The sequence below is a fragment of the Ferrovibrio sp. genome (genome assembly GCF_019636075.1).
Classification (GTDB): Bacteria; Pseudomonadota; Alphaproteobacteria; order Ferrovibrionales; family Ferrovibrionaceae; genus Ferrovibrio.
Window position 1 is genome coordinate 91,293 of sequence record NZ_JAHBYG010000003.1, and the last position, 16,879, is coordinate 108,171.

18 protein-coding genes and 1 tRNA gene are annotated in these 16,879 nt (G+C 64.1%); 7 read left to right on the forward strand and 12 right to left on the reverse strand.

Going from position 1 to position 16,879, the window contains the following annotated elements:
* Window positions 1-21: 21 nt before the first annotated feature.
* From KF827_RS02550 to KF827_RS02570, 5 genes are read right to left on the reverse strand one after another with little or no spacing between them, the layout of a single operon-like run.
* Window positions 22-1,923, reverse strand: a complete 1,902-nt coding sequence (locus KF827_RS02550; protein WP_290999486.1) for a long-chain fatty acid--CoA ligase — start codon at window positions 1,921-1,923, stop codon at window positions 22-24.
* A gap of 39 nt (window positions 1,924-1,962) precedes the next feature.
* Window positions 1,963-2,736 (reverse strand): ABC transporter ATP-binding protein, encoded by a 774-nt coding sequence (locus KF827_RS02555; RefSeq protein WP_290999490.1) that lies wholly within the window; start codon window positions 2,734-2,736, stop codon window positions 1,963-1,965.
* A gap of 3 nt (window positions 2,737-2,739) precedes the next feature.
* A complete protein-coding gene (locus tag KF827_RS02560; protein ID WP_290999492.1) occupies window positions 2,740-3,498 on the reverse strand; it encodes an ABC transporter ATP-binding protein in 759 nt (252 codons plus the stop codon).
* The gene (locus KF827_RS02565; protein WP_290999494.1) at window positions 3,495-4,571 is read right to left on the reverse strand and encodes a branched-chain amino acid ABC transporter permease; all 1,077 of its coding nucleotides are present in this window, start codon (window positions 4,569-4,571) and stop codon (window positions 3,495-3,497) included. The genes KF827_RS02560 and KF827_RS02565 overlap by 4 nt, the downstream gene beginning before the upstream one ends.
* Before the next feature lie 4 nt (window positions 4,572-4,575).
* A complete protein-coding gene (locus tag KF827_RS02570; protein ID WP_290999665.1) occupies window positions 4,576-5,415 on the reverse strand; it encodes a branched-chain amino acid ABC transporter permease in 840 nt (279 codons plus the stop codon).
* Between the two features lie 198 nt (window positions 5,416-5,613).
* Between KF827_RS02570 and KF827_RS02575 the strand changes: the two genes are divergently transcribed.
* Together KF827_RS02575 and KF827_RS02580 are read left to right on the forward strand one after the other, a co-directional pair.
* Window positions 5,614-6,525 (forward strand): MBL fold metallo-hydrolase, encoded by a 912-nt coding sequence (locus tag KF827_RS02575; RefSeq protein ID WP_290999497.1) that lies wholly within the window; start codon window positions 5,614-5,616, stop codon window positions 6,523-6,525.
* A gap of 1 nt (window position 6,526) precedes the next feature.
* Window positions 6,527-7,624 carry an META domain-containing protein gene (locus KF827_RS02580; protein WP_290999501.1) on the forward strand — a complete coding sequence of 366 codons (1,098 nt, stop codon included), beginning with the start codon at window positions 6,527-6,529 and terminating at the stop codon, window positions 7,622-7,624.
* 19 nt (window positions 7,625-7,643) lie between these two features.
* Here the strand turns inward: KF827_RS02580 and KF827_RS02585 are convergent.
* Window positions 7,644-7,718, reverse strand: a tRNA-Thr gene (locus KF827_RS02585).
* A 122-nt stretch (window positions 7,719-7,840) separates the two neighbouring features.
* Between KF827_RS02585 and KF827_RS02590 the strand changes: the two genes are divergently transcribed.
* A complete protein-coding gene (locus KF827_RS02590; RefSeq protein WP_290999505.1) occupies window positions 7,841-8,473 on the forward strand; it encodes a glutathione S-transferase family protein in 633 nt (210 codons plus the stop codon).
* Window positions 8,474-8,484: 11 nt separating this feature from the next.
* On the opposite strand, the gene tsaA is transcribed toward KF827_RS02590, so the two are convergent.
* From tsaA to hemC, 5 genes are read right to left on the reverse strand one after another with little or no spacing between them, the layout of a single operon-like run.
* Window positions 8,485-8,976, reverse strand: a complete 492-nt coding sequence (gene tsaA, locus KF827_RS02595; protein ID WP_290999508.1) for a tRNA (N6-threonylcarbamoyladenosine(37)-N6)-methyltransferase TrmO — start codon at window positions 8,974-8,976, stop codon at window positions 8,485-8,487.
* Between the two features lie 55 nt (window positions 8,977-9,031).
* A complete protein-coding gene (locus KF827_RS02600) occupies window positions 9,032-10,375 on the reverse strand; it encodes a heme biosynthesis HemY N-terminal domain-containing protein (RefSeq protein WP_290999511.1) in 1,344 nt (447 codons plus the stop codon).
* 8 nt (window positions 10,376-10,383) lie between these two features.
* Window positions 10,384-11,517: a hypothetical protein gene (locus KF827_RS02605; RefSeq protein WP_290999514.1), complete on the reverse strand. Its 1,134-nt coding sequence runs from the start codon at window positions 11,515-11,517 to the stop codon at window positions 10,384-10,386.
* On the reverse strand, window positions 11,514-12,230 hold the full coding sequence (locus tag KF827_RS02610) for a uroporphyrinogen-III synthase (protein ID WP_290999517.1): 717 nt from the start codon (window positions 12,228-12,230) through the stop codon (window positions 11,514-11,516). Before KF827_RS02610 ends, KF827_RS02605 begins: the two co-directional genes overlap by 4 nt.
* Window position 12,231: 1 nt before the next feature.
* On the reverse strand, window positions 12,232-13,179 hold the full coding sequence (hemC, locus tag KF827_RS02615; protein ID WP_290999521.1) for a hydroxymethylbilane synthase: 948 nt from the start codon (window positions 13,177-13,179) through the stop codon (window positions 12,232-12,234).
* Between the two features lie 53 nt (window positions 13,180-13,232).
* Here hemC and tsaD point away from each other — a divergent pair, with 53 nt between their 5' ends.
* From tsaD to KF827_RS02635, 4 genes are read left to right on the forward strand one after another with little or no spacing between them, the layout of a single operon-like run.
* The gene (gene tsaD / locus KF827_RS02620) at window positions 13,233-14,303 is read left to right on the forward strand and encodes a tRNA (adenosine(37)-N6)-threonylcarbamoyltransferase complex transferase subunit TsaD (protein ID WP_290999526.1); all 1,071 of its coding nucleotides are present in this window, start codon (window positions 13,233-13,235) and stop codon (window positions 14,301-14,303) included.
* On the forward strand, window positions 14,300-15,292 hold the full coding sequence (locus KF827_RS02625; RefSeq protein WP_290999529.1) for an NAD(P)H-dependent glycerol-3-phosphate dehydrogenase: 993 nt from the start codon (window positions 14,300-14,302) through the stop codon (window positions 15,290-15,292). The genes tsaD and KF827_RS02625 overlap by 4 nt, the downstream gene beginning before the upstream one ends.
* A 19-nt stretch (window positions 15,293-15,311) precedes the next feature.
* Window positions 15,312-15,725: an EVE domain-containing protein gene (locus KF827_RS02630; protein WP_290999532.1), complete on the forward strand. Its 414-nt coding sequence runs from the start codon at window positions 15,312-15,314 to the stop codon at window positions 15,723-15,725.
* 1 nt (window position 15,726) lies between these two features.
* Complete coding sequence (locus tag KF827_RS02635; RefSeq protein ID WP_290999535.1) at window positions 15,727-16,071, forward strand: Rieske (2Fe-2S) protein; 345 nt, start codon at window positions 15,727-15,729, stop codon at window positions 16,069-16,071.
* On the opposite strand, the gene KF827_RS02640 is transcribed toward KF827_RS02635, so the two are convergent.
* Window positions 16,072-16,878 carry a heme ABC transporter ATP-binding protein gene (locus KF827_RS02640; RefSeq protein WP_290999538.1) on the reverse strand — a complete coding sequence of 269 codons (807 nt, stop codon included), beginning with the start codon at window positions 16,876-16,878 and terminating at the stop codon, window positions 16,072-16,074.
* Window position 16,879 lies beyond the last annotated feature (1 nt).

A 16,879-nucleotide genomic window follows, 5' to 3' on the forward strand; every position in this document is an offset into this window, starting at 1 on the left:
ACACCACATGCCCGCGCCGGCCTATTCGCCGCCGCGATACATCTCGTCGATCATATCCTTGTATTTTTCGTTCACGAATTTGCGCTTCAGCTTCATCGTGGGGGTGAGTTCGTCATCCTCGGCGGTCAATTGCTGTTCGATCAGGCGGAATTTCTTGATGGTTTCCACCCGCGCGAAATTCTTGTTCACTTTCTCGATTTCCACCCAGATCAGCTCCTGCACCTCCTTGGTGCGGCAGAGCGATGTGAAGTTGGTGAACGGTACGTTCAGGTCCTGGGCGTATTTCACCACATTGTCGTGGTCGATCATCACCAGGCAACTGAGGAATTTTCGGCGGTCGCCGATCACCACGGCATCCGAGATATAGGGGCTGAACTTCAACTGGTTCTCGATCTCGGACGGCGTGATGTTCTTGCCGCCGGCAGTGATGATGATGTCTTTCATCCGGTCGGTGATGCGCACCCAGCCTTCATTGTCGATATTGCCCACATCGCCGGTATGCAGCCAGCCATCGATCACGGTTTCGGCGGTCTTGCTCGGATTGTTGAGATAGCCGAGGAAGACATGCGGCCCGCGCAGCAGGATTTCGCCTTCAGGGCTGATCTTCACATCCGTGTTGGGCACGGCCTTGCCCACACTGCCAAGCTTCAGGCGGTCATCCTGCGGTGCTGTGGCCAGGCCCACATTTTCGGTCTGGCCATACACTTCGCGCATGTCCATGCCGATGGCGAGATACCATTTGATCAGGTCGGGCGAGATCGGTGCGGCGCCTGTAGCCAGCCAGCGGCACCGATGAATGCCGATGATGGACTTGATGTTGCGCAGCACCAGCTTGTCGGCCAGCCAGAAGGCGGCCTTCAGCCAGGTCGGCTGCGGCTGGCCATCCAGGATGCATTCGGCGCGCTTATAGCCGATACCGAGTGCGATCTTGTAGGCCCATTTGCCGAAGCCGGTCGCGTCCTTCATGCGGATGGCGATGGCGGAGAAGAATTTCTCCCACAAGCGCGGCACCGCGAAAAACAGCGTGGGCTGCACTTCCTGCAAATTCTGCGGCACGGTATCCGGGCTTTCGGCGAAATTCACCGTGGAGCCGGATTTCAGCGGCCACAGCACGGTGAAGCCGCGTTCGGCGATATGGCAGAGCGGCAGGAAGGAAAGCTGTTCGTCGTCGGGATACTGCTCCATCATCTTGTAGCTGTTTTCCAGCTGGAACAGCAGATTGGCATGGCTGATCATGGCGCCTTTGGGCGCGCCGGTGGTGCCGGACGTGTAGATCAGGATGGCCAGATCGGAGGGGCTGCCCTTGGCGAGTTCGGCTTCCCAGTAATCGGGATGCTGGGCCTCGAATTTGCGACCCTCCTCCAGCAATTGCTCGAAGCTGATGACCATCGGGTCGTGGAAGTCCTTCAGGCCTTCCATGTCGATCACCACGATCTTGCGCAAGGATGGGCAGCGTTCGCGCACATCCAGCGCCTTGTCGAGCTGTTCGTCATTTTCGGCGATATAAACCACCGAACGGCTGTCGTTGATGATGTATTCGATCTGCTTGGCAGAATCGGTGGTGTAGATACCGTTATTCACCGCGCCGATGCCCTGCACGCCCATATCGGTGTAGAGCCATTCCGGCTTGCCTTCCGACGTGATCGACACCACATCGCCGCGCCGCACGCCCAAGGCGGCCAGCCCGAGGCCGCAATGCTTGGCATTCTCGCCGTATTCGCGCCAGGTGATGGATTTCCAAATGCCGAATTTCTTTTCGCGCAACGCCACCTTTTCGCCGCGCTCTTTGCAGCGGCGCCAGAAATAGCGCGGCACGGTATCGCGCTGGATAACCGCCAGGATGTCCTGGTCCCGCATCGTGTCGATGCCGGCGATTTGCCCGCTCGTCGCAGCCGTTCCGGCTGTCATAGTGGCGACCGTCATGTCCCGCCTCCCTGATAACGCGTGTCTGAACCGGCGCGGTCAGCGCCAGGTCTTGCGCTTCTTCCAGCGCCGCTTGCCGCGTGCGCTTTCTTCCTTCTGGCCCAGATAGAATTCCTTGATGTCTTCTTTTTCCAGCAGCTTTTCGCAGGTATCGGCCATCACGATGCGGCCGACTTCCAGCACATAGCCGTAATGCGCGGCATTCAGCGCCACATTGGCATTCTGCTCCACCAGCAGAATAGTGGTGCCCTGTTCGGCATTGATGCGCACGATGATCTCGAAGATTTCTTTCACCAGCTTGGGCGACAGGCCCAGCGAAGGCTCATCCAGCAACAGCAGCTTCGGCCGCCCCATCAACGCACGACCGATGGCCAGCATCTGCTGTTCGCCGCCCGACATCGAACCGGCGGGTTGGTTCTCGCGCTCCTTCAAACGCGGAAAATAGCCATAGACCATGTCGATATCGCGCTGGATGCCATCGCGGTCGGAACGCGTATAGGCACCCATCTGCAGGTTTTCCAGCACGGTGAGGAAGGGGAAGGTTTCGCGTCCCTCCGGCACATGACCGATGCCTAGGCGCATCACCTTGTCTGGATCCATCTTCTGGATTTCGCGACCCTGGAACACCACGCTGCCTTTTTGCGGGTCCATCACGCCGGAAATGGTTTTCAGGATCGTGGTCTTGCCCGCGCCATTGGCGCCCAGCACGGTAACGATGGAGCCTTCCGGCACTTCCAGGCTCACGCCGCGGATGGCCATGATCGGACCGTAGAAGGTCTCGATATTGCTCAGGCGCAGGATCGGTTCAGCCACGTCTCAGCCCCCCAGATACGCCTTGACCACCTCGGGGTGGCTTTGCACTTCGCGCGACGTGCCGGTGGCCAGCACGCGACCGTAATTCAGGGCCAGCACGCGGTCGGAAACTTCGCTCACCAGCTTCATGTCGTGTTCCACCATCAGCACGGTGATGCCAAGGTCGTTCTTGATGTCCTGTATCCACCAGGCCATGTCTTCGGTCTCTTCGGTATTGAGGCCGGAAGACGGTTCGTCCAGCAGCAGCAGCTTGGGCTCGGTACACAGCGCCCGGCCCAGTTCCACCACTTTGCGGGCGCCATAAGGCAGGTTCACGATCATGGTGTCGCGGTATTGCTGCAGATCCAGGAAGTCGATCACTTCCTCCGCCTTCTCGCGATGCGCCACTTCCATCTTGCGCACGCTGGGCAGAAACAGCAATTCGCTCAGAAGATTGGATTTGCGATGGGCATGGCGGCCGAGCAGCAGGTTCTGCAGCACGGTGGCATGTTCGAACAATTCGATATTCTGGAAGGTGCGGGCGATGCCCATGCCGGCGATGGCATGCGGCGGCTCGCGGGTGATGTCGCGATCCTGATAGACCAGCCGGCCCTCGGTGGGATTGTAGATGCGGCTGATCAGGTTGAACACCGTGGTCTTGCCCGCGCCATTCGGGCCGATGATCGTGAACACCGTGCCGGGCTCGATCTCGAAATCCACGCCGTCCACGGCGCGGATGCCGCCGAAGTTGATGGCGATATTTTCGGCCTTGAAGAAGGTCACCGGTTGCGCTCCGACTTGGTGTAGGATTTCTGCTTCTTGAACGTTGCCTTCTTGTAGAGCGGGAACAGCGAGAAATAGAGCTTCACCTTCAGCCAGCGGCCATAGATGCCATAAGGCTCGAACAGGATGAAGAAGACCAGGATCAGGCCGAACAGGCCGGGTTCCAGGCCTGGCTGACGGGCGATGGTTTCAGGCAGATAGTCGCGCCCGATGGCAATCGCCTGCGGCAGTGCGCCAACGAACATCGCGCCGAAGATGGCGCCGTGGATCGAGCCCAGGCCGCCCACCACCACCATCAGAAGCAATTGGATCGACAGCAGGATGTTGAAGGCATCGGGTGCCAGATAACCGATCTTGTGGGCGAACAACGCACCGCCAAAACCGGTGAAACCGGCCGAGACCGCAAAAGCCGTGGTCTTGTAACGGGCCAGGTTCACGCCCATGGATTGCGCGGCGATCTCGCTGTCGCGGATGGCGATGAAGGCCCGTCCGGTCGGCGAACGCAGCAGGTTCAAGGCCGCCAGCACCGCCAGCACCAGGCAGAACAGGCTGAGATAGTAGAACGGGATATCGTCGGTGATGGTGATGCCGAAATATTCCGGCCGCTCCACCGGAAAGCCCTTGAAGCCGCCGGTAACGCTTTCCCACTTGATCAACACATGCTCGATGATGAAGGCGAAGGCCAGGGTGGCGATGGCGAGATAGATGCCGGTCAGCCGCAGCGCCGGAAAGCCGATGGCTACGCCCACGGCCGCCGACAGCAGCGCGGCCGCCGCCATCGACACCGGGAAAGGTGCGCCGTGGCTCAGCAGCACGGCATGGGTATAGGCGCCGATCCCTAGGAAGGCGGCATGGCCCAGCGATACCTGACCGGTGAAACCGGTGAGCAGCATCAGGCCGATGCCGATGATCGACAGCACGAAGACGTAGGAGATTTCGCCGAGGTAGAAATCTTCCAGCACGCTGGGCGCCACCAGCAAGGCCAGGATCAGCAGGCCATACCAGAAGCGGTCTACGCCGTCGCGGAAAAGGTTGATGTCCTGGTTGTAATCGGTCTTGAAGAAAAAGCGCATGGCGTCACACCCGCTTTCGGCCGATATTGCCGAACAAGCCCTGCGGACGCAGGAACAGCACGGCCAGGATCACGATATAGGCGGCCACATCCTTCAGGTCGGATTCCAGATAACGGCCGGAGAATTGTTCGATAACGCCGATCACGATGCCGCCGATCACCGCGCCCGGGATCGAGCCGAAGCCGCCCAGCACGGCGGCGGCAAAGGCCTTCAGGCCGAGCAGACCCATGGTCACGTCGATCAGCGCCACCGGCGCCAGCAGCACGCCGGCCACGGCGGCCACGGCGGCCGAGATCGCCCAGATCAGCGAGAAGATGCGTTTCACCGGGATGCCCATGTAATAGGCGGCCAGCTGGTTTTGCGATGCGGCCTGCATCGCCACGCCCACGCGGGTATAGCGGAAGAAGGCAAACAAGGCGGCGCAGAGGATGGCTGTGCCGGCGATGATGGAAACGCTTACATGATTGAAGACCAGCCCGCCGAACTGGCTTACGCCTGCGGTGAAGGGGGTTTCGAAGGCGCGCGTCTCGGTGCCCCAGATGATCGAGGCGGCCGAGCGGAAGGTGAAGCCGAGCCCGATGGTGAGCATTACGATGGCGAATTGCGGCTGGCCGATCACCTGGCGCAGGATGGTGGCATCCAGCACATAGCCGAAGGCGGCCATGAACAGCACCGCCACCAAAAAGGCCAGCCAGTAGTTCAGCCCCAGTGAATCGATGGCCGCGAATGCCACGAAGGCACCCAGCATCATCAGGTCGCCCTGGGCGAAATTGACCATTTCGGTCGCCTTGTAGATCAGCACGAAGCCGAGCGCGACCAAGCCATAAATGCACCCCGAAGCCATGCCATTAAGCAATGACTGCACGATCTCAGACAGCTTAGCCTCCTCCCCTGCCGGCGCTGTTTCGCGCCAGGCGATTCTGTGCTTGTAGTTATGCCGTCTAAGGCGAAGATTATGTTAAGCGCGCTCGTCCGGTCAATCCGTTCACTGTCGAATGCGTTTTTAGCGACCTGACGTAGGGTCAATTTCAGGAGCAGTGGAATGAGTCCGCCCTTCATCAAGACATTGGATTTCAGTTATGGCGCGGCGGCCCGGCTCAGCCCCCTGGTGCGCCGCGTGGTGGCGCAGAATCCGTCAGCTTTCACGTTCCATGGCACCGGCACCTATATCATCGGCCGGCCCGGCGGCGGCCAGGCGGTGATCGATCCCGGCCCGGAGGACGAGGCGCATCTGCAGGCCTTGCTGGCGGCGCTGGAAGGCCAGACTATCAGCCATATCCTGATCACCCATACCCATCGCGATCATTCGCCGCTGGCGGCGGAATTGCAGCGCCGCACCGGCGCGCCCAGCTATGCCTTCGGTCCGCATCCGCAGCCGCGTGGCGTGGCGGTGGAAGAGGGCGGCGACCATGAATTCCAGCCCGATCACCTGCTGGCGGATGGCGAATGGATTCAAGGCGATGGCTGGAAAGTGCAGGCGCTGCACACGCCCGGGCATATCTCCAATCACCTGTGTTTTTCCCTGGCCGAGGAGAATGCCCTGTTTTCGGGCGATCACGTGATGGGTTGGTCCACTACGATCATCTCTCCGCCCGATGGCAGCATGACCGAATACTACAGCAGCCTGGAAAAACTGCTGCCGCGAAATGAGGCAGTGTATTACCCCACCCATGGCGCGCCGATCAGCGAGGCCACCACCGGGGGCTCGCCGCAGGCTTTTGTGCGAGCCCTGGTTGCCCATCGCCAGGGCCGCGAGGCGCAGATCATGACGGCGCTGGAAGCCGGGCCGCAAAGCATACCGGCGCTGGTGGCGCGCATGTATGTGGATGTGCCCAAGCATCTGCATGGCGCCGCCGCACGCTCGGTGCTGGCGCACCTGATTCACATGGCTGGCGATGGCCGGGTAGAGGCCGATCCGCAGCCCGATGAACGGGCGATCTACCGCAGGGCCTGACATGCGCAGGATATTGCTGCTTTGTCTGCTGGCATTGAGCGGCTGCGAAACCGGGATATCGGGGCCAGCCCTGCCGGGTAGCAGCCTGGCTGGCGGCTTGGGCCTGTTGCCCGATGATGGCACGGCCACGCAATTCCGCTGCGGTTCGTCGCGGGTGGAATTCCGTGCCCAGGCAGGCGGCGGCGACAAGGCGCAATTGCTGGTGGATGGCCGCGCCTTCGCGTTGCGCCAGGTGGCGGCGGCCTCGGGCGCGCGGTATGGCGGCGGCGCCGGGCCGGACCGGGTGCAGTTCTGGAACAAGGGCAGCGAGGCCAGCCTGAGCGTGGGCGACCGGGTTTATCCCACCTGTCTGGTCCAGGCTTCAGCTCAGAGTACGGCCCAGGATGCGACCCAGAATGCGGCCCAGGCGGCCGCCAGCGATCCCGGCTACCGCGCCGCCGGCAACGAACCGGCCTGGGCGCTGCGGCTCACCCCGGGCACTTTGGCGCTGCAACTGGATTATGGCGCCACCCGGCTGGAAACCGCTCTGCCGGCGCGGCAGGAGATACCCGGCGGCTACCGTTATGAAAGCCGCGATGGCAGCCGATCCTTGCGGGTGGATGTGGTGCGTCAGGCCTGCCGCGACAGCATGAGCGGCATGAGTTTCCCCGATACCGTTACCCTGCAGCTGGATAGCCGCATGCTGCGTGGCTGTGGCGGCGAACCGGCGGATCTGCTGCTGGGCGCGGAATGGCGGGTGGAAAGCATCGGCGGCCAGGCCGTCGGTGTGAATCCGGCCGTGGGCGTGGCGGAGCGCGGCCCCAGCCTGCTATTTGCCGCCGAGCCGGAGAAGGCGCGCGGGCGGGTTTCGGGCAGCAGCGGCTGTAACCGCTATACCGGTGTCTACCGTCTCACCGGGGAAACCCTGCAACTCGGCCCGCTGGCCGGCACCCGGATGGCTTGCCTGTCGCAGGATATGGCCGATCTGGAACGGCGGTTCCTGGTCGCCATGGAGGCGGTGCGTGGATTCGAGGTCGCGGCCGATGGCGCTTTGCGGCTGACCGGCCCGGAAGGCGGGCCGATTGTGGCGCGTCGGGTTGCGGCGCGGCGGGCGGATTGATGGAGTTTTCGGCGGGAAATGGTGCCGGCGGAGGGAATTGAACCCCCGACCTCGACTTTACGAAAGTCTTGCTCTACCGCTGAGCTACGCCGGCATGCCCCGATCCGTCACACGGGCCGGGTTGACCCCGCCCTCGGGCGCGCGGAAAATACGTCCCATGGGCCGACTTGGCAAGCATTCCGGTGCGGCCTGCTTAAGGGGGAGTATCGCAGCGCCATGGCCGATCAGTTCACGCTTTACGGTAGCTTTTTGTCCGGGCCCACCTACAAGGTGGGATTGATGCTGGCGCTGACCGGGCAACCCTATGCCTATCGCCATGTCGATCTCTCCAAGGCCGAGCAGAAGAGCCCCGAATTCCTCAAGCTGAACCGCTTCGGCCAGGTGCCGGTATTGGTGCATGAGAGGGCGACGCAGGGCAGCCTGCCACTGGTGCAATCCTGCGCCATCATCGAATACCTGGCCGATCTCAGCGGCCGTTTCGGCGGCAAGGATGCTGCCGAGCGCCAGCAGGCCCGCGAATGGCTGCATTGGGATGTGGACCGCCTGATGCCGTGGATGAACCGCGCGCGCTTCTATGCCCGTTTCGTGAAGCCCGATCCCGCCGTTGTGGAGCATGCCCGCAAGGCTGCCGCAACTGGCCTCGACATGCTGGAAAGCTTGCTCGAAGGTCGTACATTCCTGTTGGAATCCGGCCCCAGCATTGCCGATATCGGCCTGTTCAGCAGCGTGGTGCATGCCGCCGAGGCCGAATTCGATCTCGACGAATACCCCAACATCCAAGCTTGGTGGAAACGCATCGCCGCATTGCCGGGGTTCAAGCTGCCTTACGACTTGCTGCCTAAAAGCTGACCGGACGGGCGTCAGCCGGTCTCGAAATCGCCGGGCTGCGGCGGCGCGATCGGCGTGAATTGGCAGCGGTCCGGTTTGATATCCAGCAGCGGCGTGCCGTTCAGACAATCCAGCCCGCGTACCATCAGCCAGTTATCCTTGCGCTCCACGAACACCACCATCGACGTGCCGATGGGATTGGGCCGCACCGGCGTGCGCAACGAAAAGGCGCCGTGGGTTTCGCCGTTATTGGCTGGGCTTTGCTTCACGATGTCGCGGCGCGATTGATCCAGCCAATACAGCACTTCCAACTGCTGGAAGCGTTCCACGCCATCCAGCGCCGGCACCCAGGGCGCGAAGATTTCGATCCGGCAGATCGGGCCATCATGGCGGCCCTGGCGCGGGCAGAGCAGGCGATTGTTCCAGGGCGTGTGGATGCGGCCGATGAAAACCAGCCCGGCATCCGAGGCATCCGGCGGGGTTACGGCGATTTCGTTGGCGCGGATTTCGTTCTCACGGACCATGGCGGCTTCCGGTTCGTTATGTTCAAAAAACTATAACGAAAATTGCCTGCAGACACTACAGTTTCGGCCCGCTCAGCAGCAATGGCGTTGCCGGCAGGGTGCCTTGCGCGCTGTCCTGCGTCGCCTCGCGCCGGGGCGCGATGCTGTCGAAGCCATCGCAGGCCTGGCAGCGCATCGCCCATTCGGCATGGCCGGCGCCGCATTGGCGGCACAGCCAAGGTTCGCTGGCGCGATTGGCGCGGGCCTGCCAGCGCTCGGCGATGGTTTCCTCGCCATCGCCATCGCGGGCCAGTCCGGCCCGGATGGCGGCCGACCAGGCGCCGCTGCCTTGCAGGCTTTCCGCCTGTTCCAGTTCGGCGCGGGCGAGGCCGAAATCCCGTGCATGGAGGGCAGCTTCCGCCAGCAGCAGATGGCTTTCCGCTGCATCGGGTGCGCTTTCCGCCAGCATGCGGGCGCGTTGCATGCGGATATCGGGCGCGCGGGCCTGGCTGTCTTCCAGCCGTTGCCACAGCCGCGCCAATGCCTGGCTGGGGGCCGTGGGCCATAGCCGTCGGATGCAATCCTGCGCTTCGTGGCGGCTTTGGGTATCGCTGGCGGCGCGGGTAAGGATGGCGGCGCGGCCCACGTGATCGGGTAGCAGCTTGCCGGTGCGGCGCACCAGTTTGGCGGCTTCCAGGCCATGACCGGCCTCGGCGGCTTCCATCGCTTGGGCCAGGTCCAGCAGGGCGGCCAGCCGGTCGGCATCGGCCTTGCCGGCGGCCTTGCGCTTGCGGGCCGCTTCCAGCCGCTCGCGCGCCGCGGCCCAATCGCCGGCTTCCAGCAGCAGGCGCAATTCGGCTTCCGCCGCATAGGGCGAAGCGGGCCGCAAAGCCGAGGCCTTGCGGGCCAGCGGCAGGGCGGCATCGCGGTCGCCACGCTGGCGGGCATCGCCGATCAGGCCGCGCAGGCCGAGAAATGCCGTGGCCGGATCGGCGGCCAGGGCCGTGAAGGCGCGGCGCGCGGCTTCCTGATCGCCGGTCAATTGTGCGGTATGGGCGGCCAGCAGACGGGCCAGGGTGGGATCGTCGAGATCTTGCGCGGCCTTGGCGGCCAGCTTGGCGGCCCGGCCCGGTTCGCCGGCTGCCACCGCCACCATGCCGGCGGCGAAAGCCGCCTGGCCACGCGCCTGGCGCTTCAGCTTGCGGCGCTGGGGCAGGGCGGCGGCCCAGGCAAATATCCAGGCCAGCACCACCAGGCCCAAAGCCAGCAAGGCCAGCAGCAGCACGATCAGCGGCGCCGGTGCGGCAATCTCATAACCCAGCCAGGTGAACCGCGCGGTGCCGGGCTGATCCACGATCCAGGCGGCCAGCCCCGCCAGGGCCATCAAAACGATCAGCGCAATGCCGTAACGGGCCAGCATGATGACGCTCAGCCTTCCACGGCAAAATGATCGCGCAACGCGGCCGTGAAGCGTTCCAGCGCCGCCTGCAACTTCAACCGCGCCTCGGCATCGGCCTTCCAGCCGGCCAGGTCGCCATGGGCATCCAGGCCATCGAGGGCGCGCAAGGCGGCGGCCAGGTCGCCCTTGGCAAGGGCGGCTTCGGCAGCGGCCAGTTTGCCATCGGGGCTGGTGCTGTCGGCGGTGTTGCCGCCCACGCGGCGGATGGTGATGAGATGCGACAGCTTGTCGATGGCGCGCTGCCACCAGGTGGGCTGCGGCGCATCGGCGGCCGGTGCCGGATCGCGCATCTGCGCTTCGGCGGCCAGCGGAAAGGCAGCGATCAGCGCGGTTTGGGTTTTGGCCGGCGCGGAGGAGAATGCGGCCAGCGCGGCAAGAGTGTCGCTCAGCGCCTTGGCCTTCTCGCGCTCCACCAACGGGGAAAGCTTGGCAAGTTCGGCTTCAAAACTCTGGCCCAGCAATGCATGCTCGCGCAGCGCCTGCCAGGCCAGCAGCAAGGCCACCGGCTGGCGCAGACCGGCCTGGCGCTGATTGGCCAGTTCGGTCAGCTTCACATCCAGGTCAACGGCCTTCTCGGTCGCCTTGGCCAATTCGCGCAGGGTGCTTTCATGGCGCTGGCGGGCTTCGGCGGCCTGGGTTGCGAGTTTCACTTCCAGATCGGCGATGCGGCTTTCCAGCGCCGAGATATCCACTGCCGGCGCGGCATTGGTATTGGCCGAGACCGTGTTAAGCCGCTCCAGCGCCGATGACAGCGCGGCGATGCGGCGTTCCAAATCCTGCACCTTGGTTTGCGTGGCGGTATCCATAGCGGCGATTGGGGCGGATGCCGGCGCCGTCGGTACGAAGGTGACGGGCGCGCCCGATGTGGAGCCAGCCGCCGTGGAAGAAGCCGCCGTGGAAGAAGCCGGTGAGGGTGGCATCGTGTTGATGTAATAAGCGGCGGCTACGCCTACGCAGACCACCACGGCAAGCACGCCCAAGAGCAGCGTGCGCAGAACGCCGCGTTTAGCCGGTTGCTTGATCGGCTCGGCCTCCGCATCGATGATGCGATCGGCGCCGCCGGACTTGCCGGCCTTGGTGTCTGATTTCGGCGTCTCGCTCATGCCAACTCCCGATCCATTGCGGCCAGCAAGGCCGCCTCGCTGGGTTCCGCTGCAACGCAGATGCCGCGCCAGGGCAGGGCGGCTATCCGCTCGGCAACATTCGCACTCAGGCAAAACGCCTGTGTGCCGGCAACTGCATCTCCAGCGCCCGATTCGGCAACCAACCTAACAAAAGTGGTCGCCGTGCGGGGGGAGAAAAACAACACCCCCCGATATTCGCCTGCGCGCAGGCTGGCCGCAACCGCTGGCGGCAGGCTGCTGGCGGTTTCAGCTTTATACAGCGCAATGCCGTGCGCATCGAAACCGGCATTGCACAACAGGCCGACAAGATCGCCGGCCAGCGTTTCTCCTGCTGCGTGCAAGAGTGGGCCATCCGATGGTTTGCGCAAGCGCGTTACCAGATCGGCCAGGCTGTGCAGGTCGCCGCCGGCAGCATGCACATCCGTGAAACCTTCGGCGCGTGCCGCGCGCGCGCTGGCTTCGCCCACGGCATAAACGGTCAGGTCGCGGTGTGCGGTCTTTGCGGCAAAGGCACGCAGGCCATTGGCCGAGGTGATCAGCAGCGCTGTTGTGCCATTCAGATTCGGCAGGGCGGCATCGAGGACGTGAATCCGCAACAGCGGCGCGATATCGGCGCTGTGGCCGCGTGCACGCAATTTTTCTGCCAGCGCCGCTGCGTCGGCTTCCGGCCGGGTCAGCAGCAAGCGCGCCATGTCAGAAGAAATCCGCGCCGCCGCGTGCGCGCAACTCAGCGCCGGCATCCGCGCCCATGGCAACGCCATCATCGCCCTGGCGTTCGGTTTCCAGCAGCACGCTGCCATCGGGCTTGGCAATCGCGGCACGCAGCCGCAGCGATCCTGTTGCATCGATTTCCGCCAAAGCCGCAATCGGCGTGCGGCAGGATCCATCCAGCACCGCCAGCAGGCTGCGTTCGGCTTCCACGCGCCGTCGCGTGGGCGCATCATCCAGTTTGGCCAGATGGCGCAGCAGGCTGGTATCCGAAGCACGGCATTCGATGCCGATGGCGCCCTGCGCCACGGCGGGAAGCATTTCCTCAGGGCTCAGGATGTGCAGGCCGGATGGCGTGATGCCAAGGCGATTCAGGCCGGCGCGGGCCAGGAAGGTGGCGGCGGCAACGCCTTCCTGCAATTTGCGCAGGCGGGTTTCTACGTTGCCGCGGAATTCGATCACCTGCAGGTCTGGCCGCCGCGCCAGCAGCAAGGCCTTGCGCCGCAGCGAGGATGTACCCACCACAGCGCCCTGCGGCAGAGTCTGTAAAGTCCAGGGCCGGGCCCCCAGCAGCACATCGCGCGGATCCTCGCGTGGCAGATAGGCGGCCATGATCAGGCCATCGGGCAATCGCGTGGGCATGTCTTTCATGGAATGCACGGCCAGGTCGATTTCGCCGGCCAGCAGCGCGTCTTCGATCTCTTTCGTGAACAGGCCTTTACCGCCGGAATCCGCCAAGGATCGGTCCTGAATGCGGTCGCCGGTGGTTTTATAGGTCTGGATTGCCACATCGTTATCGGCCAGGGTGGAAATGGTCGCCAGCAGCCGGGAACGGGTCTCCCGCGCCTGGGCCAGCGCCAGCGGCGAACCACGGGTGCCGATGACGATAGACGCCCGCTCTTGTGCGGCCTTGCCTTGATACTGCTCGGTCATAATGTTAAGCGAAGCCTCATCAAATCCACATCACACAGGAAATACGCGGGCGCATGCTCGTTCTTGGCATAGAAACCAGTTGCGACGAAACCGCCTGTGCCCTGGTCTGCGATGCCGCCGATCCGGCGCAGCGCATCGTCAGTCATAGCCTGTTCTCGCAGTTGAGGGAACACGCGCCCTATGGCGGCGTGGTGCCGGAAATCGCCAGCCGCGCCCATATCGCCCATCTGGACAGCCTGATCGGCGAAACCGTCCGCAAGGCCGGGCTGCCGCTTACTGCTGCCGATGCCATCGCGGTGACGGCCGGGCCGGGATTGATCGGCGGTGTGATGGTGGGGTTGATGACCGCCAAGGCGCTGGCCTATGCCCTCGGCAAGCCGCTGATCGCCGTCAATCATCTGGAAGGCCATGCCCTGTCGGCGCGGCTGGCGGCGGATACGCCGTTTCCTTATCTGCTGCTGCTGGTTTCGGGCGGCCATTGCCAGTTTTTGGCGGTGGAGGATGTCGGCGTTTACCATCGGCTTGGCACTACGATAGACGATGCCGTGGGCGAGGCCTTCGACAAGACCGCCAAACTGCTCGGTCTGGGCTATCCCGGTGGTCCGGCGGTGGAGCGCCTGGCACGCCAGGGCGACGCCACGCGATTTGCGCTGCCGCGTCCGTTGAAGGGCAAGCCGGGCTGCGATTTCAGCTTCTCTGGGCTCAAGACCGCCGTGCGCCTGGCATTAGAGCATCTCGGCGCGGGCGCGACAGAAGCCGACAAGGCCGATCTTGCCGCCAGCTTCCAGGCGGCCGTGCTGGATACCATCATGGATCGCGCGCGCCATGCCATTGCGATGTTTTCCGAACGCTTCGGCCGCCAAGGCAGGCATCTGGTGATCGCCGGCGGCGTTGCGGCCAACGCGGCGCTGCGCTCAAGTCTGACAGAACTGGCCGCGCGCAACGACATGCAACTCAGCGCTCCGCCGCCCAGCCTGTGCACCGATAACGGCGCGATGATCGCCTGGGCCGGACTGGAGCGTTTCAAGCGCGGCTCGGTGGATAGCCTGGATGCTCCGGCCCGCGCCCGCTGGCCGCTGGATCCGCAGGCGGAAGCCAAGCCATTCGCCGGGGCCAAGGCATGAGCGTTTTTAACCGCATCGGCGTGATCGGCGGCGGCGCCTGGGGCACTGCATTGGCAGCACTTGCCGCCGAGGGTGGCGATGCCATGCTATGGGCGCGCAATGCCGATGTGGTGGCCGATGTGAATGGCCGCCATTGCAACAGCCTGTATCTGCCCGATATCGCTTTGCCGACCAATCTGCGTGCCACGACCGATCTGGCCGATCTGGCTGCGTGCGATGCGCTGCTGCTGGCCATGCCGGCGCAAACCCTGCGCGCCTTTGCCAGGCAGATTGGCGAGCGGATCGGCGCCAATAAGCCGCTGGTGCTGACCGCCAAGGGGATCGAGATCGCAAGCGGCGCGCTGCTGGGCCAGGTGCTGGTCGAGGAATTGCCCGAGGCGCCGGCATTGATCCTGAGCGGCCCGACCTTTGCCGCCGAAGTGGCGCGCGGCCTGCCCACGGCGGCCACGCTCGCGGGCGGCGATGCCGGGCTGGTGGCGGCTTTGGCCGCGCGGCTGTCGCGCCCGACTTTCCGGCCCTATGCCAGCGACGATCCGGTGGGGGCGCAGATCGGCGGCGCGGTGAAGAATGTGCTGGCGATTGCCTGCGGCATCGTGTTGGGCCGCCGGTTGGGCGATAATGCACGGGCTGCGCTGATCACGCGCGGGCTTGCCGAGATGACGCGGCTGGGTCTGCGGCTGGGCGGCCGGAGCGAAACCTTGATGGGCCTGTCTGGTCTGGGCGACCTGGTGCTCACCTGTTCGGGCGCGCAATCGCGCAATCTGTCGCTCGGCCGGGCGCTGGGTGAGGGTGTTGATCTCGCGGCCTACCGGGCCGGTCGCCGCACCGTGGCGGAAGGCGAATTCACCGCCACCGCCCTGCATGGGCTTTGCGCGCGGTTGCAGCTGGAGATGCCGATTTGCGCCGCAGTGCATGCCATCCTGCATCAGGGCGCCGATATCGACGCCACCATTGCCGCGTTGCTGTCGCGGCCCTTGAAGAATGAATGAGCCGAAACGGAGGCCTGCAATGAATTACTGGCTGATGAAATCCGAACCGAGCGCCTGGGGCTGGGACGATCAGGTGAAGAAGGGCGTGGAAAGCTGGAACGGCGTGCGCAACTATCAGGCCGCCAACAACATGAAGGCGATGAAGCTGAATGATCGCTGCTTCTTCTATCACTCGGTGGAAGAGAAGCGCATCGTCGGCATCGTCGAGGTGGCGAAGGAATATTACCCGGATCCCACCGACGCGAGCGGTCGCTTCGGTATGGTGGATGTGCGCACGCTGATGCCGGTGAAAAATCCGGTCACGCTGGAGCAGATCAAGGCTACGCCGGAACTGGCGCATCTGCCGCTGATCAAGCAATCGCGGTTGTCGGTGATGCCGATCGATGCGAAAAGCTGGAAGCTGCTGTGCAAGATGGCCGGCGTGAAGGCCTGATGTGAAGCCTGCCCGAGGCACGCGTTTGGTGGAATTCGCGGCGCTGGACGATCCCGGTGCCAAGGGATTCAGCTTCGGCAGCGGGCGGGATCGGTATGAATGTTTCGTGGTGCGCTGGCGCGGTGTGGCCCTGGCTTACGACAATGTCTGCCCGCATGCGCGCACATCGCTGGATTGGCAGCCGGATGCTTTTTTCACCCTGGATAAATCGGCGTTGCAATGCGCCACCCATGGTGCGCAATTCGATATCGCCAGCGGGCATTGCTTTCTCGGGCCCTGCAAGGGCCGCTCGCTCACCCGCCTGCCTGTAGACGTAGATGCCGAAGGCTGGGTGGTGGTGGTTTAATCACGCTGCCAGCGGGCCCTTCACCACCAGATGGCCTTCGATCAACGCGGCTTCGATGCCGAAGGCCTGGGCCAGGATGGCGGGCGTGAGCGCTTCAGCCGGGCTTGCAAGTGCCAGCGCGCGGCCTTCAGCCAGCACCAGCACGCGATCGGCATAGCGATAGGCCAGGCCAAGATCGTGCAGCACGGCGGCTACGGCCACGCCCTGCGCATTCCCATTGGGCCGGGCCAGGTTGCGTGCGACCAGCAGCGCGCCATGGGCTTGTGCAAGATCCAGGCTGGCGGTGGGTTCGTCCAGCAACAGGATCGGCGCGGCTGCGGTATGCGTATCGGCTTGCGGCAGATTCAGTTGCGCGATGGCGCGGGCCAGTTGCACGCGCTGCTGCTCGCCGCCAGACAGGCTGGCATAGTCGCGCGCGGCCAGGGCGGTTACGTTGGCTGCGTCCAATGCCTTTGCCACCGCGCGCGCATTATGCAGCTTGCCATGCATGGTCTCGAAGGGCAGCCGGCCCAGCGCCACAACGTCATGGGCAGGCAGCGAAAAACCCAGCCGCGCAGCCTGGGGCATCACCGCGCGGCGGCGGGCCAGTTCTGCCGGTTGCCAACGGCCCATCGGCCGGCCATCCAGCCGCACCTCGCCGCTTGTGGGGGCGAGGTCGCCGGCCATGATCTGCAGCAAGGTGGATTTGCCCGCGCCGTTGGGGCCGACAATGGCCAGCACCTCGCCAGGCACAAGCGTGAATGTCAGCCCATCCAGGATGGTACGGTTGCGGCGCGCAAAGCGGATGGCATCGATCTGCAGATTCATG

Bases quoted from the DNA above. Each gene is read 5' to 3' on its own strand.
- KF827_RS02565 (WP_290999494.1), bottom strand. From the start codon at position 4,571: ATGCGCTTTTTCTTCAAGACCGATTACAACCAGGACATCAACCTTTTC.
- KF827_RS02630 (WP_290999532.1), top strand. From the start codon at position 15,312: ATGAATTACTGGCTGATGAAATCCGAACCGAGCGCCTGGGGCTGGGAC.
- KF827_RS02640 (WP_290999538.1), bottom strand. From the start codon at position 16,878: ATGAATCTGCAGATCGATGCCATCCGCTTTGCGCGCCGCAACCGTACC.
- KF827_RS02570 (WP_290999665.1), bottom strand. From the start codon at position 5,415: ATGGCTTCGGGGTGCATTTATGGCTTGGTCGCGCTCGGCTTCGTGCTG.
- tsaD (WP_290999526.1), top strand. From the start codon at position 13,233: ATGCTCGTTCTTGGCATAGAAACCAGTTGCGACGAAACCGCCTGTGCC.
- hemC (WP_290999521.1), bottom strand. From the start codon at position 13,179: ATGACCGAGCAGTATCAAGGCAAGGCCGCACAAGAGCGGGCGTCTATC.
- KF827_RS02610 (WP_290999517.1), bottom strand. From the start codon at position 12,230: ATGGCGCGCTTGCTGCTGACCCGGCCGGAAGCCGACGCAGCGGCGCTG.
- KF827_RS02590 (WP_290999505.1), top strand. From the start codon at position 7,841: ATGGCCGATCAGTTCACGCTTTACGGTAGCTTTTTGTCCGGGCCCACC.
- tsaA (WP_290999508.1), bottom strand. From the start codon at position 8,976: ATGGTCCGTGAGAACGAAATCCGCGCCAACGAAATCGCCGTAACCCCG.
- KF827_RS02605 (WP_290999514.1), bottom strand. From the start codon at position 11,517: ATGAGCGAGACGCCGAAATCAGACACCAAGGCCGGCAAGTCCGGCGGC.
- KF827_RS02580 (WP_290999501.1), top strand. From the start codon at position 6,527: ATGCGCAGGATATTGCTGCTTTGTCTGCTGGCATTGAGCGGCTGCGAA.
- KF827_RS02600 (WP_290999511.1), bottom strand. From the start codon at position 10,375: ATGCTGGCCCGTTACGGCATTGCGCTGATCGTTTTGATGGCCCTGGCG.
- KF827_RS02550 (WP_290999486.1), bottom strand. From the start codon at position 1,923: ATGACGGTCGCCACTATGACAGCCGGAACGGCTGCGACGAGCGGGCAA.
- KF827_RS02625 (WP_290999529.1), top strand. From the start codon at position 14,300: ATGAGCGTTTTTAACCGCATCGGCGTGATCGGCGGCGGCGCCTGGGGC.
- KF827_RS02575 (WP_290999497.1), top strand. From the start codon at position 5,614: ATGAGTCCGCCCTTCATCAAGACATTGGATTTCAGTTATGGCGCGGCG.